This is a genomic window from Chryseobacterium sp. NRRL B-14798 (genome assembly GCF_050470705.1).
Classification (GTDB): Bacteria; Bacteroidota; Bacteroidia; order Flavobacteriales; family Weeksellaceae; genus Chryseobacterium; species Chryseobacterium cupriresistens.
Genome location: NZ_JBFLUL010000005.1, coordinates 1,949,583 through 1,965,195, shown reverse-complemented (window position 1 = coordinate 1,965,195; position 15,613 = coordinate 1,949,583). Strand labels below are relative to the sequence as shown.

Annotated in this window: 16 protein-coding genes; 5 read left to right on the top strand and 11 right to left on the bottom strand. The window is 36.6% G+C overall.

From position 1 onward, the window contains the following. Window positions 1–552 precede the first annotated feature (552 nt). The 4 genes from AB1278_RS09240 to AB1278_RS09225 all read left to right on the top strand — a co-directional run bounded on the left by AB1278_RS09240 (window position 553) and on the right by AB1278_RS09225 (window position 3,437). The gene (locus AB1278_RS09240) at window positions 553–1,272 is read left to right on the top strand and encodes an AAA family ATPase (RefSeq protein ID WP_429813900.1); all 720 of its coding nucleotides are present in this window, start codon (window positions 553–555) and stop codon (window positions 1,270–1,272) included. Further along, entirely contained in the window at window positions 1,269–2,015 is a 747-nt protein-coding gene (locus AB1278_RS09235) for a YggS family pyridoxal phosphate-dependent enzyme (RefSeq protein WP_429813897.1), read from the top strand. The genes AB1278_RS09240 and AB1278_RS09235 overlap by 4 nt, the downstream gene beginning before the upstream one ends. A 6-nt stretch (window positions 2,016–2,021) precedes the next feature. Further along, window positions 2,022–2,300 (top strand): hypothetical protein, encoded by a 279-nt coding sequence (locus AB1278_RS09230; RefSeq protein WP_202838602.1) that lies wholly within the window; start codon window positions 2,022–2,024, stop codon window positions 2,298–2,300. A 738-nt stretch (window positions 2,301–3,038) separates the two neighbouring features. After that, entirely contained in the window at window positions 3,039–3,437 is a 399-nt protein-coding gene (locus AB1278_RS09225; RefSeq protein ID WP_114821059.1) for a helix-turn-helix domain-containing protein, read from the top strand. A gap of 241 nt (window positions 3,438–3,678) precedes the next feature. Here AB1278_RS09225 and gcvP read toward each other — a convergent pair whose 3' ends face one another. Continuing rightward, on the bottom strand, window positions 3,679–6,537 hold the full coding sequence (gene gcvP / locus AB1278_RS09220; protein WP_429813894.1) for an aminomethyl-transferring glycine dehydrogenase: 2,859 nt from the start codon (window positions 6,535–6,537) through the stop codon (window positions 3,679–3,681). A 474-nt stretch (window positions 6,538–7,011) separates the two neighbouring features. Between gcvP and AB1278_RS09215 the strand changes: the two genes are divergently transcribed. Then, window positions 7,012–7,161 (top strand): hypothetical protein, encoded by a 150-nt coding sequence (locus AB1278_RS09215; protein ID WP_171006367.1) that lies wholly within the window; start codon window positions 7,012–7,014, stop codon window positions 7,159–7,161. A 6-nt stretch (window positions 7,162–7,167) separates the two neighbouring features. Here the strand turns inward: AB1278_RS09215 and AB1278_RS09210 are convergent, their stop codons facing one another. The 10 genes from AB1278_RS09210 to AB1278_RS09165 all read right to left on the bottom strand — a co-directional run bounded on the left by AB1278_RS09210 (window position 7,168) and on the right by AB1278_RS09165 (window position 15,579). Next, the gene (locus AB1278_RS09210; protein WP_110010381.1) at window positions 7,168–7,815 is read right to left on the bottom strand and encodes a J domain-containing protein; all 648 of its coding nucleotides are present in this window, start codon (window positions 7,813–7,815) and stop codon (window positions 7,168–7,170) included. 389 nt (window positions 7,816–8,204) lie between these two features. After that, complete coding sequence (locus AB1278_RS09205; RefSeq protein ID WP_429813890.1) at window positions 8,205–8,738, bottom strand: alpha/beta hydrolase; 534 nt, start codon at window positions 8,736–8,738, stop codon at window positions 8,205–8,207. Between the two features lie 254 nt (window positions 8,739–8,992). After that, the gene (locus tag AB1278_RS09200; RefSeq protein ID WP_110010383.1) at window positions 8,993–9,250 is read right to left on the bottom strand and encodes a hypothetical protein; all 258 of its coding nucleotides are present in this window, start codon (window positions 9,248–9,250) and stop codon (window positions 8,993–8,995) included. A gap of 92 nt (window positions 9,251–9,342) precedes the next feature. Beyond that, window positions 9,343–9,675 carry a hypothetical protein gene (locus tag AB1278_RS09195; RefSeq protein ID WP_047433535.1) on the bottom strand — a complete coding sequence of 111 codons (333 nt, stop codon included), beginning with the start codon at window positions 9,673–9,675 and terminating at the stop codon, window positions 9,343–9,345. A gap of 11 nt (window positions 9,676–9,686) precedes the next feature. Next, window positions 9,687–10,241 (bottom strand): RNA polymerase sigma factor, encoded by a 555-nt coding sequence (locus tag AB1278_RS09190; RefSeq protein WP_228406519.1) that lies wholly within the window; start codon window positions 10,239–10,241, stop codon window positions 9,687–9,689. A 691-nt stretch (window positions 10,242–10,932) separates the two neighbouring features. Next, complete coding sequence (locus tag AB1278_RS09185) at window positions 10,933–12,936, bottom strand: S9 family peptidase (RefSeq protein WP_202838596.1); 2,004 nt, start codon at window positions 12,934–12,936, stop codon at window positions 10,933–10,935. A 170-nt stretch (window positions 12,937–13,106) separates the two neighbouring features. Further along, on the bottom strand, window positions 13,107–13,565 hold the full coding sequence (locus AB1278_RS09180) for a DoxX family protein (protein WP_343638810.1): 459 nt from the start codon (window positions 13,563–13,565) through the stop codon (window positions 13,107–13,109). Window positions 13,566–13,659: 94 nt separating this feature from the next. Beyond that, window positions 13,660–14,118, bottom strand: a complete 459-nt coding sequence (locus AB1278_RS09175; RefSeq protein ID WP_343638812.1) for an SRPBCC family protein — start codon at window positions 14,116–14,118, stop codon at window positions 13,660–13,662. Between the two features lie 85 nt (window positions 14,119–14,203). After that, entirely contained in the window at window positions 14,204–14,632 is a 429-nt protein-coding gene (locus AB1278_RS09170) for an SRPBCC domain-containing protein (RefSeq protein WP_429813884.1), read from the bottom strand. Window positions 14,633–14,745: 113 nt separating this feature from the next. Beyond that, complete coding sequence (locus tag AB1278_RS09165; RefSeq protein ID WP_202838592.1) at window positions 14,746–15,579, bottom strand: SDR family oxidoreductase; 834 nt, start codon at window positions 15,577–15,579, stop codon at window positions 14,746–14,748. Window positions 15,580–15,613 lie beyond the last annotated feature (34 nt).

Below are 15,613 nucleotides of genomic sequence, written 5' to 3'. Positions count from 1 at the left end.
ATAAACATCATAGTATTTTACTTTGGCACATGATTTGAAAGTAGTAATATTGCAATTGAAAGATTGATAAAAAAAAGTCAAATAATTAAAAATAATACAAAATGATAACTTATATCGGTATCGCAACAGGTTTAGTCGTAATTACTTCATATTTCATGACAGTAAGAAGAGAAAGAAACTAATCTTAAAACAAAACAAGCCTATAGAAAATCTATACTAATTATATTGTTTTATGTTTTTAGTCTGAGAGATCAGATCGCTCTTTTACCCATCGGGTAAAAGGGTCCAAAAACATAAGCAGAAAGATCTTAGTTTCATAACAAATTTTAATATCCAATGAATAAAGCCGGTCGCAAGTCTGGCTTTATTTTTTATTGAGTCTTTTTCCCACAAATCTCACAGATTTTCACAAATTGTTGCTAACACCAACATCAGTTCAATTATCATTTACAATCCATTTTACGCTGGACCAGCTGTTTATTATTTTTCAGGATTCTTTTTGACATCCAATAAAGCTTTATCTTTGTTTACTCAATATTTTTAATTGTCATTATGAATCTGTACAACCTTATTATTCAAGACAAAGAACAGGTAAATCTTAACGAAGTATTCCTCAATGCCGGCAACAGAGAACAGCTTGTACAGCTTATCAAAGAGCATACTTACGCTAAAGAATTGCAGGAATACGGCCTTCCGGTTAACCATAAGATTTTACTTGAAGGAAGTTCCGGATGTGGAAAAACAATGACAGCCAAGGCCGTTGCCAATGCTCTGGGAAAAAATATTATTATTTTAAACCTTAGCAATATTGTGTCTTCGAGAATCGGGGAAACGTCCCAGAACATCAAAATGATTTTTGACAAAGCTGCCAGAGAAAGGTCGGTACTTTTTCTTGACGAACTGGATCAGATCGGAAAAGCGAGAGGCAGCGATGATAAAGATGTAGGCGAAATGAGAAGATTAGTTAATACCCTGATTCAGCTGATTGATTATTATCCTGAAAATGCGCTTTTAATCTGTGCCACCAATCATCCTGAGATTATTGACACCGCCCTTCTAAGACGTTTCCAGCTAAAAATTAATTATGAAATGCCTTCCGCTGAAATTCTGGATTCGTACTACAATCAATTATTAGCACAGTTTCCGGAAGATTTGAGAACGATTGAAAGAAAATACTCTGTTTCTTTTGCTGAAGCTAAAGACCATGCTTTAACCGCCGTCAAAGCTGCTTTAATAAAAAAACTGGAAGCTCAAGAAATTATCCCATCATGAAAGAAGATATCCTCTATAATCTCACTTTGATCAATGAAAGAATAAGAAAGGCTTGTGATCAATCCGGAAGGAATATTGATGATGTCAGGTTATTGCTCGCTACTAAAACTGTTTCTGCAGACCATATCAAAATTGCTTTGGAGAACGGACAGGAATTAATCGCAGAAAACAAAGTACAGGAATTGAAGGAGAAATATGAAGACCTGAAAGACATTCCCCATGAAAATCATTTTATAGGCCATCTTCAAACCAATAAAATCAAAGATATCCTGAAATATGATGTTACCTGCGTCCAGTCTCTGGATCGTCTGGAACTGGCTGAAAAACTTCATCAAAGACTTTTGGCTGAAAACAGAACAATGGATGTTTTAATTCAGGTGAATACATCCAATGAAGAAAGCAAATTTGGAGTTGATCCTGCTCAGGCTATTGAACTTACCCGAAAGATTTCCAACTACTCTACTTTAAAGATAAAGGGATTGATGACCATCGGTCTGTTCAGTGCTGAGACCGATAAAGTAAGAGCATGTTTTAAAATCCTGAAAAAACTTCAACAAGATATCATCACCGAAAATATCCCCAACGTAGAAATGAAAGAGCTTTCCATGGGAATGAGCAGCGATCTGGAAACGGCCATTGAAGAAGGTGCCACGATTGTACGGGTGGGGACTGCTGTTTTTGGAGCGAGAATCTACCCAGACACTTATTATTGGGATGAAGGAAAAACAAATAATAAAGACTAAAATTATATGTTCCCGTTTACTTATACTTTTGAGAGAGAAATAAAAGATAGCAAAACGTTTAAAAATGTCACTGATGCAGTATGTCATTCAATCACAGAAAGGGGTTTAACTGATATTGTTCTTGCTGACGGCACCATCATAGGTGAAAACAAAATGTTTAAACTTGATTTTGCCAACAAATCCCCATTAGTTTTCTCACTGGCAAAGAATACTTCTACTACAACGAAAATACAAGAATTCTTACCTACAAAACAAAAGCATTTTATTCTATCCTATTTTCCCTAATCTATTCCGCTGTACTTTCCTGATCCTGCATTTTATCCTACATCACCTGACTACTGAGATACTAATAGCTTCTCTCCTTTTCATTGCCGGTATCATTATACATTATTGTCATTATATTTTGGTAATAGATAACGTTTCCAAAATTTAACCGAAAATTAAGCAGTAAAAACCTATCTCTTTAGTAAAATACCGGCTTCGACAGGCTCAGCCTGACAACGCTTAAAAATTTCGGTAGGTATTCGGTTGTCCCCCTGAGCCTGTCGAAGGGTTAGTAATAAGAAAAACCTTTGTTACTCATTAATCCCAGGTATTAACTATAAGGACAAGTCAATAAACCCATTCCTTAGTCTACAAATTCGGTATACTTTTTGCTGTAAATATTTCGTAACCAAACAAATACATTTATGGATAAAAAATTACTATCGGTATGTCTGTTCATGACATTATTATTCTTTTTTTCATGTGAAAAAGAAAACACACAGATGAAAAGTGGAATTTCCATTGAAACCATTTCAATTATAACCTGCGTTACTATGGGCTTTGCTATTTTGCTGGCGTATAGCTTTAAACGAAGATAACAATCCGGAATTTAAATACTAAGCACCTCTCAATTTTTGGGAGGTGATTTTGTTTTAATTAAAAAGAATTTGGTACAAATCTTCAGCTCCACATATTAATATCACTACAATTTTTTATCTTTACTCATCATAAACCTTCAAATAAGCTTAAAAACCACAAATGGAACAAAAGATACATCAGGGAAGAAACGTAAAAAGATTCAGAGAAATGCTGGGCATCAAACAGGAAGCTTTGGCGCTGGATTTAGGGGATGACTGGAACCAGAAGAAAATTTCCTTATTGGAACAGAAAGAAACCATTGAAGATCCGCTTCTTCAAAAGATTTCTGAGGTTTTAAAAATTCCTGTGGAAGCATTTCAAAATTTTGATGAAGAACAGGCTATCAATATTATTGCAAGCAACTTCCATGATAACGCGACAGGTGTAATTGTCAATAATTACAATCCTATTGATAAAATCATCCAACTTCATGAAGAAAAAATTGCACTTTATGAAAGAATGCTGAAAGAAAAGGATGATATGATGACCAGGCTTGAAGGACTGATTAAAAGCAAATAAAAATCATTGAGATTGCTTCGCTACGCTCGCAATGACAATGGTCGTGCAAGGCTCGTAATTTGCCGAAAAAACACATCGTTTAAGCTTCGTTGAGTGGAACGCCTTTGTGAACATTGAAACAATTAGTTGTCAAAAAACCCTTGCAACATTTGCGTTAAAGAGATTGCTGCGCTCGCAATGACTATAAAAACAAAAATCCCTCTCATTACTGAAAGGGATTTTTTTATAATTATAACTAAGATTACATATAAGCTTCAATTGGCTCACAAGTACAAACTAAGTTTCTGTCTCCGTAAGCTTCATCTACTCTTGATACAGAAGCGAAGAATTTGTGGTCTCTTACCCACTCTAGAGGATAAGCTGCCTTTTCTCTGCTGTATGGTTTATCCCATGAATCTGAGATCACCAGTTGTTCTGTGTGAGGAGCATTTTTCAATACGTTGTTTGTTGCATCTGCTTCTCCATTAGCAATTTCATCAATTTCTTTTTTGATGGAGATCAATGCTTCTGCAAAACGATCGATTTCAGCCTTGCTTTCAGATTCTGTAGGCTCAATCATCAATGTACCTGCAACCGGGAAAGAAACGGTAGGAGCATGGAAACCATAATCCATCAATCTCTTCGCCACATCAGCCACTTCAATTCCTAAAGACTTGAACTGACGGAAGTCTACGATACATTCGTGAGCTACTCTTCCGTTTTCGTTTGAATATAAAATCGGGAAATGCTCTGCTAATACTTCTTTCAGATAGTTAGCGTTAAGAATAGCATGGCCTGTAGCCTTTTTAAGACCTTCTGTTCCTAACATCTTGATGTAAGCGTAAGAAATATTAAGGATTAATCCTGAACCGTAAGGTGCAGCAGAAATACCTTCAATTGCTTCTTTAGAACCAATTCTGATGTTCGCGTTAGACGGAAGGAAAGGTACTAAGTGTTTAGCAACACAGATTGGACCTACCCCAGGACCTCCGCCTCCGTGAGGAATTGCGAAAGTTTTGTGAAGGTTAAGGTGGCAAACGTCTGCTCCGATGTTTCCAGGACTTGTAAATCCTACCTGAGCGTTCATGTTTGCACCATCCATATATACTTGTCCTCCGTGCTCATGGATAAGGTTGGTAATTTCTTTAATGTTGGCATCAAAGAATCCGTAAGTAGAAGGATAAGTGATCATTACAGCTGATAAGTTGGCTGAATGAAGTTCTGTTTTAGCTTTAAGATCTTCGAAGTCGATTTCCCCGTTTTCAAGGTTTTTCACGACTACGATTTTCATTCCTGCCATAGCAGCAGAAGCCGGGTTGGTACCGTGTGCAGACTGAGGGATCAATACTACATTTCTGTGGTGGTCACCTCTTGAGATATGATATTGTCTGATGACCATTAATCCTGCGTATTCTCCCTGTGCTCCGGAGTTTGGCTGAAGTGAAGTTCCTGCAAAACCTGTAATTTCTGCTAAGTCTTTCTCCAGTTCACGGATCATTTCCTGATACCCTTCAGCCTGGTTTACAGGTACGAATGGGTGAATTGCGCCCCAGTTTTCCCATGAAAGTGGTAACATCTGAGTGGCTGCATTCAGTTTCATGGTACAAGATCCTAAAGAAATCATTGAATGAGTCAATGATAGGTCTTTTCTCTCAAGACGCTTGATGTAACGCATCAATTCTGTTTCCGTGTGGTATTTGTTGAATACTGATTCTGTAAGAATTTCGTCTTTTCTTAAGTTTTCTTCAGGAATACTGTATCCTTCTTTGATTTCTAATTTGAAAGTCTGCTTGTCTTTGAACTGAGCGAAAGAAGCCATCAGATAGTTTAATTTCTCTAATGTTGTACTTTCGTTGATCGCAATACTTACTACACCTTCTGTGAAATAGTTTAAGTTTAATCTGTGATCAAGCATTAGTCTTACCAATCTTGCTTTCTCATCTTCAGCCATAGTGATTTTCACAGTATCGAAGATTGGCTCTTCTACTACCTGATATCCTAATGCTTTAAGACCGTTTTTCAAAGCATTTGCTTTAAAGTGTATCTGATCAGCGATATAGTTTAATCCTTTTGGTCCGTGGTAAACAGCATACATACCTGCCATTACAGCCAAAAGAACCTGAGCTGTACAGATGTTTGAAGTAGCTTTCTCTCTTTTGATGTGCTGCTCTCTGGTCTGTAATGCCATTCTTAATGCACGTTTTCCGTACATATCCTGAGAAACCCCAATGATTCTTCCCGGAATATCTCTTTTATAATCTTCTCTACAAGCGAAGAAAGCTGCGTGAGGACCTCCGTACCCTAATGGAATACCAAATCTCTGCGTAGTTCCTACGGCACAGTCAGCACCCATTTCTGCAGGAGACTTTAGCTTAACCAAAGCCATCGGGTCACAAGCCACAGCTACCTGAAGATCAAGTTTTTTATATTCTACAATATCTTCTGTATAGTCTAAAACGATTCCGTTTTTACCAGGATATTGTAATAAAACACCATAATAAGAACCATCAAACTGGTGTGTTTTATGATCTCCTACTACAATCTCAATTTCTAACCCTTCAGCTTTTGTTTTTAATACAGAAATGGTTTGTGGAAGAACAAGGTCAGAAATGAAGAACTTGTTAGCTCCGGCTTTTTTCTGGTCTTTAGATCTGTTGTTGAAGAACATATGCATTGCTTCAGCAGCAGCAGTAGATTCATCCAATAAAGATGCATTTGCCAATGCAAAACCTGTAAGATCGCATACTACAGTCTGGAAATTAAGAAGAGCTTCAAGTCTTCCCTGTGCAATTTCTGCCTGATATGGAGTATACGCAGTATACCAGCTAGGGTTTTCAAAAATATTTCTCTGGATTGCTGAAGGCAAAAGGGTATTGTGGTATCCGAATCCGATATAACTTGTATAATCAGTATTTTTAGATGCCAATTCTTTTGAGTGGTTCAACATTTCGTATTCAGAAAGTGGTTCCGAGATCTCAAGATCTTTCTCTAAACGGATAGAAGAAGGGATGGTCTGAGAAATTAACTCTTCAATACTAGAAACGCCAAGTTTCTCCAACATCGCCTGTTTATCGGCTTCATTAAGGGAAATGTGACGGCTCACAAACTGTTCTGTATTCATTTTTATTTATTAGATTTTGTTTGTAAAAAGATGGGTAAAATTACAATTTTTTGAATGATTTCACAAGAGTACCAGAGAGGTGATAATTCACACATCTATTTGTGATTTTTATCACAATTTGCATTTCGTAAATTATGATAAGGTTAGCATTAATTTCATCAATAATAACCATTATTCTATACATAATACACAAGGAAAACTATCAATTTCTATATAATTAAGTTCTTTGCGTATTATTAAATTAGTGTATATCATCAATAAATTTCACCCTTATTATTGAATCTATTAAACGAATTTTTTTAAAAATATAATGTGTTCAACATCTATTTTTATTCTTATACTGAAAGCTTCTGTCATTCAAATTTACTTCCATTAAAACTCTTTTAAATTAATTTGAAACTGCTATTCATCAGGTTGTAAGAATTTTATGCAATTTTATTAATTATATTTATTCTAAATTAATATATTTGCAACATGAATATGATTATCCCATTTAAAGTTCCGCCATTGGCACCTTACTCATTCAATACCGAAGAGATGTTCTGTGAAAAGAAATCATGCTGTAAAAAATTCAAGAAGGGAAAAAGATGTAAAAAATGCCCGGGAAGAAAGAAAATGGCATAAACGCAATTAGCTGAAGTTTTTTATCAGCATATAGATCGCAATTGCCAGAATAATAATTCCCCAGATCAGCATCATTATCTTAGGCTGACCTGACTTGTTTATTCTTGTTGCAGGCTGCGGCTTAAACATTTCTTCCACCGAACTTTTGAACTTTTCAGAATCGTTTTCAAAAACTTCTGTGATGGTAATTCCCTGAACAACCGTTTTGTGCAAAAGAGAATTGGTTGCATGCAGCAGAAGCTGGAATTTTCCATCTTTAAATTCTGTGATCTTAAAGATCCTCTCTCCATACGGCTTTTCTAATCCGAAAGGCAATACTTTCACCACATCGGCATTACTCGTCTGCCAGTTGATGATAATCTCCTCTCCTTTTTTCGCATGAATTTTATTCGCTGTAAAAGTTTTGATGGCTGGCGGAATATTATACCTGAAACTTCGCTGATGGTTTTCTAAATTCTGATCATAAGTACGTCTCAGCGCGCGATCACTTAAGGTTTCATAAGCCTCCTGAATCTCACGGAAACGGTCCGCAAAAAAGTCATCATTGTCATTTTTATCGGGATGATATTTTAAGGACAGTTTACGATAGGCTTTTTTGACGTCTTCTTCTGAAGCATCCTGTGATATACCGAGAAAATAATAGTAATCTTTCATTGAGCAATACAAAAATAAGGATTTATTTTTCTTTGCGTTTGATGTTTACGGTAAAATTTTGTTGGAAGTATAGATCAAAAAGTCATTGCGAACTGCATGTGAAGCAATCTCAACATAGCTTATAATCCGTTGGTTGGAAAAACGCAAGGGCGCAAAGTTTTTTATAGCTGTCTGCATATTTTTAAGGCGCAAAGATTTTATCTCCGATAAAACTGTACTTCTCAACAAATACATGAATTGAATGAGTTCAACAGCCCCTTTGTCATTCCGAGCAAAGCAAGGAATCTCAACTTCATATTAAAGGTATTTCCCACAGATGCCGCAAATTACCCAGATCATTTCGTAGTAAATTCAATCATAAGAACTGAACGGTAATAGACCGACCGTAATTACTTACGGGAAATCCAATCCTTAGTGGGAGCAATCCACTCATTAAGTGCTTTGAAAAGAAAGCCATGATTCAATCCCGTATTAAGCTCTATTTCTTTAAAGTCTTTTAGGGGGGATCTGACGAACCGCTGTTCATACGACATCGGCACATGTCCGTCATCTGATCTCTCCGTAATAGAAAGAATCCTTCCATACAATCTGAAATTTTTATCTTTTTCCAAAGAATCATCTTTAAAACTGGCTCCGATGAAGACAAACTTCAATTGCGGATTCTTTTCATAATAAGACACATATTGTGCAATATATCCTCCCTGCGAAGTTCCCACAACGGTAATCCTTCCGGCAGGAATTCCCTTTTTCATCAGGCTGTCAATCTGCTTTTTTACTTTTTCAGCATACGCTGACGGATCTGTGTCCGCTTTTCTTTTCTCAGAAATGACAATCGTATTTTTATCCTTTAGCTTATTGAGTATTGTCTCATATTCTGCAACACCATATTTCGGATGCTTTTCCTCAAAAGAATGATCTTCCAAAAATTTATTATGTAAAAAGAAAATATATTGTTTTTGTTGTGACTTTTGCCCAAACAATATGATCGAAAAAAATGAAAGTATGACAATAAAAACATTTGTAAACCTCATCATAACCGGAAATAGCTTTTAATTAGAAAGAAACAAATATAGTGTTAAAAAGCCTTTACTGGGACTATTTTATGTAAAAATTCCGGCTCGGGAAGCTTCGCTTCCCGAGCCGGAATGTAACAATTTCAATTTAGTTTTTACTTTTCTTATGCTTCGCAGGTATTATCCTTTTTGCAGCATTTTGAACGGAATTCTTTTTTGAATTTCCCTTTCAGTTCCTGATAGTCTTCCTCATTCATTTCTCTGATCTTATCTGCCAGTCCGAAAGGTGACTTTTCTTTGATTCCATACTCATCAAAAATACCTTTGATAAATCTTCTTCTTTGTATTGCTTTTTTAGCGATTAAGGCTACACCTGCAACAGCTAATGCTCCAAGAGCCCCTTTTAATGCTGAATTTTTCATTTTTTCAAAATTTTAAATTTTACTACTTCTTGTTTTTTATAGAGACGAATGAATGCTGATTTTTACTTTACTACTTCTTTAAAAATTTCAGATTATTCGTTATTTCTGTTGAAGAATCCACCGGAGCATTTATTTCTCCAGACTTCTTTAAATTTCTCTCTTTCTTCAGGAGATAAGCCTGCCATTTTTTCTCTCATCTTTCTTTCCTTGAAATCTCTCACCCCTTTGCCAAAGTGGAAACCTCCGAAAAGAATTTTGCTTAAGATCAGTATTCCCATGGCCTGCCAGAAAGTAATTGTTTTTGCTCCTAAAATCTCCGGAAGAAGGCAGTTCCAAAGCATCATGACAATCCATGTAACGGCAGCTAAAATTAATGGCGGGCATAGCAATAAAAAAATCCAACCCTTTTTGTGTTTATGATTCATAATTTCTTTTTCTAACTTTTTAAATCTTCGTATAATTTTCTCAATCTGTTTCTTAAGTGCTTCACAGCATAGTTTTTTCTGCTGATGATGGTTTTGATGTTTTCTCCCTGTTCATCGGCGATCTCCTGGAGGGTTTTGTCGTTCAGTTCATTTTCTACGTAGACCAGCCTTTGTTTTTCGGGAAGTTCATCAAGCGCCTCAAACAGTTTTTTCCAGATCTCATCCTGAAACATCTTCACTTCAGGACCGGCACTTTCATCCATCAAAAGGATATCCTTGATAGAAAAACTGCCGTCTTCATCTTCATATACGAAATCTTCAAGATTTTCTGTTTTCTTTTTCCGGTAACGGTCTGTGATCTTATTCGCCGTCACCCTGTACAGCCAGCCCCCAACGTTTACGATCTCAGAAAGATTCGTAAGGCTACTGAACTGATACCACACTTCCTGCAGAATATCTTCCGCATCCTCCGTGTTTTTCACTTTCGGACGAATATAAGACATCAGCTTCCCTCCGTAGTTCGAAACGGTTTGTGAGATGATGCTTTCTTTCTCCTTCTGTGGCATTGTTATTTTTTCGACAACCTCCATACTGATATGACGGTTAGCCTTTTGGTTTTACTTTAATAAATTTAAAATATTTTTCTTACAATTCAATTTTTCTTTTATTCATCATGTTTTTATCTTCTCAATTATTCCCGGATTACTCATTACTTATGTTTAAAGAAGCTTTTTCCCGCTATCCGCTCATACTCCTCACGCCAAATTACCCCACCCTCTTACCCTCCGGCTCTTCCACCCATGTTCCGGGGTAACCGCTGCTATCGGGGCTAAGTTGGTGAGTGATAATTGGTAATTGATGAATGATGAATGATAAAATTGTAAAATAATATTTTTGTTGGAAAACGCAAGGGCACAAAGTTTTTATCGTTATAATGTATAATTGTAAGGCGCAAGAAAATCAGAGATTTTCAGCAAGCGATCTGTCTTATTATTTTCTAATCATGGGACTTCTCAAATCTATTTAGTCAACATAATCAGCTAAAAAACTAAAATAGGCAGTCTTCAATTTTATCGGAGATAAAATCCTTGCGCCTTAAAAATATACAGATTGTTGTGAAAATTTTTAGCGTCTTTGCGTTTTCCAACTCTACTACTTCTGGTTTTAATAAGATTGCTTCGCTTTGCTCGCAATGACTTTATGGTAAAAAGAAACGGAAGACCAAGCCTTCCGTTCCAAACATTATAAAATTATAGTTTACTTATTAAAATTTTCAGCAAAGAATCCCAACATCGATTTATAAAGTTCTATTCTGTTCGGCTCTTTTCCAAATCCGTGTCCTTCATCGTATTTTACAAGATAAGGAACTTCAAAACCTTTGGCACGCATTGCTTTTACAATCTGATCAGATTCATTGATGTTAACCCTTGGGTCATTAGCTCCCTGTACTACGAATAAAGGTTTCTTAATCTTATCAATCTGAAACACAGGAGATACCTCTTTAGCAATTTTAGCTTCTTCAGGGTTATCAAGATCATACCAAATCTGTTTTACCATTTCTTTGTATGGTTTCCAGTATTCCGGGAAAGAATCAAAAAAAGTAAAGATGTTGGATACCCCTACATAATCCACTCCACAAGCATATAAATCCGGAGTTTTGATCAATCCCATCAATGTTGCATATCCACCGTGGCTTCCTCCGTAAATAGCAACCTTATCTTTATCTACCCATCCCTGTTCAATGGCATATTTTACACCATCTTCCACATCATCCATCGCTTTTCTTCCGATCTGCTTGTAACCTGCTTTCTGGAATGATTTTCCATATCCTCCGGAAATCCTGAAGTTCACCTGAAGCGTAGCATATCCACGGCTTGCAAACAGCTGTGTTTCCGGATTGAATCCCCAACTGTCCCTGATTCCCTGAGGGCCGCCATGAGGATTTACGATCAAAGGAACTTTTTTACCTTCCAATGCAGCTTTAGGTAGGGTAATATATCCATGGATTGTCAACCCGTCTCTGCTTTTAAATTCGATAGGCCTCATTTCAGCCATGTCTTCTTCCTTCAACTGTGGCATCAGGTTGTACAGAAGCTTGGTCTGCTTGGTTTTGGTGTCGTATTCATAATAAGTCCCATAGAGCTTATCACTTCCTACAACAACCAGAAGTTTATCATTATTATCATCAGAAGAAACAATTCCAAATTCCTTGTCTCCAAACTGAGATTTTAATTTGTCATGTATTTCTTTATAAAATTTACTTACCGGAACTGTTTCTCCTTTGGTTCCTTCATAGCTGATATAGTCAAGCTCATAGTTTCTGTTTTTACCCGCTGTGCTTATTGAGCTTACATCATATACAGGATTGGAATAAATTTCTTTAATCACCGCATTCTTCTTCAGATCATACAGGACGATTCTCGCTTTATCGCTATCAAGATTGGTTACTACATACGCTTCATCTTTATTTTTAGAATTTTCATTAAACTCTATAATACTGAAGGTATCAGACCAGTCTGCAGATTTGATCAGATTGAATTTTCCGGTCTGCAGATCTTTATAATAGGTTTTTGTGGTTAATCCGTTTTCAAGGACGCTATAACCTCTCAGATTTCCGTCTTTATCAAAAAGATAATCGTCAATAGGGCTGTTGACATCTTTATTTTCATACAGCTGGGTCATTTCCCCGGTAATGAAATTGATTTTAAAAGGCTCAAAGATCTGCTTGTTGTTTTTATTCATGGTAACCACAACGAAATCAGTATCTTTTATAGGAATAATGGCCTGCACTTTTACTCCGTCAAATGGTGTTAAATCCTTTTGATTTCCTCCGTCTGTATCGGTAGCATACAGGTGGATATTTTCATTTCCGCCTCTATCTTGTGTATAGAAAAGGCGTTTTTTGTTCAGCCAGCCATAGTTTCTTATCAGATCATCTTTTTCTACAATAGCTTTGGTAATTTTTCCGGTGCCAAGATCTTTTACATAAACATGATTTTTTTTCTCCTGATCTTTTTCTTTATAGGAAAGATATTTCCCGTCCGGAGAAATTTTAAAGGCTGAAGCTTTTGGTCTTGCAAAATAATCTTCAACTTTGTATTTAAAATCTCCTTTGTCGTAGGAAATAAGTTTTTCAAGATTAGCCCTGGAAGATGGTAAAGTAGGATCTCCCGGCAGTTTGGCAGTAGAACTCTGTGCGTTGGTCATAATGGTGGATAGTACAATAAGGGCTGTACCGAAAATGTTGTGATTTAGATTCATAACTTCTGTTTTAAAGGTTAAAGTTATATAGGCATTTCATTTTTAGATTAGTAAAAACTCATGCTTTTCTATAATAAGACTCGTTACACCTATAAAATGTTACATTTTTATCTCATTTAGTTAAAAAAAATCCCGATTATAAAAAAAACAGCCTATACAGACTGTCTTTTTTAGTGTAAATAAATTCCGAAATACCAGGTCCAGACTATTAAAATAATCTGCATGGGAATCCTTTGAGTATAAAGATACTTCATTCCCGGCCCTGTGTAATCGGCTTTAAAAATATTAATCTTATTTCTGGAAGAATTGATATTGGCTATAAAAACCAATACGTAAAAAATAATGAGTAAAATTGCTGTTATCTCACGGATGGCAGGAATCATAAGCCCGATTCCTGCCGCAATCTCCAAAACTCCTGTACAATATACCCAAAACATCCTGGCAGGGATAAAATCAGGGATCATCATCGCCATTCCTTTTTGAAATTTAAAATGGGAAAAACCTGTAAATAGGATGAAAACAGCCATTCCCAGATTCCCTGAAAATATAAAATCCGGCTTTCCCTGAAACAAAAAAGTCCCCAGCAAAGCCAGAATAAATGTTGCGAAAAGTATTACGAGTAATTTCATTTATAGGTGGTAGATATTAGGTGGCAGGTAGCAGATATTAGTATTCAGGGTAAGAAACCAACTCTAAACCTTAAACATTAAACATTGAATTTCATCACACTGAACCAAGGCTCACTCCTTCCGCAAGACTTTTCACAACCATTAATCCTTTTGTAAAGCCTGTATTCATATGATCCTGCCACTGTTTTTCTACCTGAACCTCGGCGTGAAGTTTCGTTTTTCCGTCAAAGTCTATCAGAAAGTATTTTTCAAAACTCCCGTTCCACTCCATGACTTCTTTGCTTTGGGTATCTTCATGCCCATCTTTATCTACCATTCCCAGATGTTTAAACACAATATGATTGGGCTCGTCCATGCTGTCTATGGTTGAAACCATTCCTTCTCCCTGTGCATTCAGGAAATAGGTTTTTCCTCCTACTTTCCAGTCGGATTTCATAACAGATCCTGCTCCGAAATACTTAGTCCATTCACTATATGTTTCAGGATTCCATAGGATGTCCCACACTTTCTGCATAGGCGCATCAATTACTGTTTCGTATGATAAGGTTTCCATTTTTTATTTTTTTAGGGTGGTCATTGCGAGCAAAGCGAAGCAATCTCAGAGCTCGCAGATTTTTCTTTAATTCTAACTCAATTATTTACAGCTGATTTTCTGAAAGATGTTTAACGAGTGACATCGCTTTTGGAAACTTCTCTTCAAAAAATTCTTTAAATTCTGCCGGTGTCTGAATTTCTGTTTTCAGTAAAGTGCCTTCTTCATTCTCCTCAAGAAAGTAAGCCTCTGTAGCTTCACCCCAGTCCTGAGGAACTTCAATGCCTTCATAAATTTCTCCAAGGTGCAAAAATTTTATTTCCTCGTTGGGGATCATTTTTTCCACCCTGCTGTACATTCCGTTGTTTTTCGGATCAAGAAACTTGACAATATTATTTTTTTCAAGCGTTCCTTCATAAAAAGAACCTTCTGCAAATGCTGTTGTCCATTGTCTGTAGGTAATATCACCCCAAAGGACACTCCATACTTTTTCAGGTTCAGCATTGATCTCTATTTCATATGATAATTTTTCCATATATTTTTTAAGGGATTAGGTGATGGATAATAGGTTGCAGGTGACTGCGTTGGTGGGTGAGTTTGAGAGTAAGAGAGTAAGAGTGTTATTGTGACCACTTCTAGCTTCTCATTCTATCCTCCGACAAAATCACCTCCATTGATATGAATAATTTCTCCTGCAATATAACTTGCATCCTTTGAGGCAAGAAAAACATAAGCTGGTGCTACTTCAGAAGGTTGTCCCGCACGTTTCAGCAGAGTGTCTTTTCCAAAGGTGGAAAGGTCATCAAAAGCTTCTTTCACCAATGGAGTCCATATAGGTCCTGGTGCAATTCCGTTTACCAGAATTTCTTTTTCGGCAAGATTATCGGCAAGAGACCGGATAAAAGACAAAACAGCACCTTTTGTTGCCGCATAATCTATTAAGTGGTCACTTCCGCGGTACGCTGTAACAGAGGTTGTACAAATGATTCGTCCTCCTTTTGGTATCATAGGAAGAAAATTTCTGGTGAATGAAATCATGGAAATAATATTGGTATCAAACGTTTCCTGAATCTGTTCATCAGAGATTTTTTCCAGACTGCTTTTTGAAGTATGAATTCCTGCATTATTAACAAGAATATCAATATTCTTCCACTCTGTTTTAATCTTGTCTGCGCATTTGGTTCTGAATGCTTTCCGGGTAAGATCTCCTTTGATCAGAAGACACTTCTGCCCTTCTTTTTCCACCAGTCTTTTGGTTTCGTTAGCATCATCGTCACTTTCTTTATAGATAATGGCGACATCTGCTCCTTCTCTGGCAAAATGAACGGCCACCGCCTGTCCTATGCCGCTGTCTCCTCCGGAAATAACAGCTTTTTTACCCTGCAGCTTCCGGCTTCCCTGATAATCGTTCCTGATAATTTCCGGAAACACCCCGTCTTTAGGGACTTTTGACTTAGAGTCTGATTTGTTCTGTGTTTTCATATGCAAATCTTTTTTCTAAATCACATCAAACAAT

Excerpts from the sequence above, each read along its gene's own strand:
- AB1278_RS09240 (WP_429813900.1), top strand. The coding sequence starts at position 553 with ATGAATCTGTACAACCTTATTATTCAAGACAAAGAACAGGTAAATCTT.
- AB1278_RS09235 (WP_429813897.1), top strand. The coding sequence starts at position 1,269 with ATGAAAGAAGATATCCTCTATAATCTCACTTTGATCAATGAAAGAATA.
- AB1278_RS09230 (WP_202838602.1), top strand. The coding sequence starts at position 2,022 with ATGTTCCCGTTTACTTATACTTTTGAGAGAGAAATAAAAGATAGCAAA.
- AB1278_RS09225 (WP_114821059.1), top strand. The coding sequence starts at position 3,039 with ATGGAACAAAAGATACATCAGGGAAGAAACGTAAAAAGATTCAGAGAA.
- gcvP (WP_429813894.1), bottom strand. The coding sequence starts at position 6,537 with ATGAATACAGAACAGTTTGTGAGCCGTCACATTTCCCTTAATGAAGCC.
- AB1278_RS09215 (WP_171006367.1), top strand. The coding sequence starts at position 7,012 with ATGAATATGATTATCCCATTTAAAGTTCCGCCATTGGCACCTTACTCA.
- AB1278_RS09210 (WP_110010381.1), bottom strand. The coding sequence starts at position 7,815 with ATGAAAGATTACTATTATTTTCTCGGTATATCACAGGATGCTTCAGAA.
- AB1278_RS09200 (WP_110010383.1), bottom strand. The coding sequence starts at position 9,250 with ATGAAAAATTCAGCATTAAAAGGGGCTCTTGGAGCATTAGCTGTTGCA.
- AB1278_RS09195 (WP_047433535.1), bottom strand. The coding sequence starts at position 9,675 with ATGAATCATAAACACAAAAAGGGTTGGATTTTTTTATTGCTATGCCCG.
- AB1278_RS09190 (WP_228406519.1), bottom strand. The coding sequence starts at position 10,241 with ATGCCACAGAAGGAGAAAGAAAGCATCATCTCACAAACCGTTTCGAAC.
- AB1278_RS09185 (WP_202838596.1), bottom strand. The coding sequence starts at position 12,936 with ATGAATCTAAATCACAACATTTTCGGTACAGCCCTTATTGTACTATCC.
- AB1278_RS09180 (WP_343638810.1), bottom strand. The coding sequence starts at position 13,565 with ATGAAATTACTCGTAATACTTTTCGCAACATTTATTCTGGCTTTGCTG.
- AB1278_RS09175 (WP_343638812.1), bottom strand. The coding sequence starts at position 14,118 with ATGGAAACCTTATCATACGAAACAGTAATTGATGCGCCTATGCAGAAA.
- AB1278_RS09170 (WP_429813884.1), bottom strand. The coding sequence starts at position 14,632 with ATGGAAAAATTATCATATGAAATAGAGATCAATGCTGAACCTGAAAAA.
- AB1278_RS09165 (WP_202838592.1), bottom strand. The coding sequence starts at position 15,579 with ATGAAAACACAGAACAAATCAGACTCTAAGTCAAAAGTCCCTAAAGAC.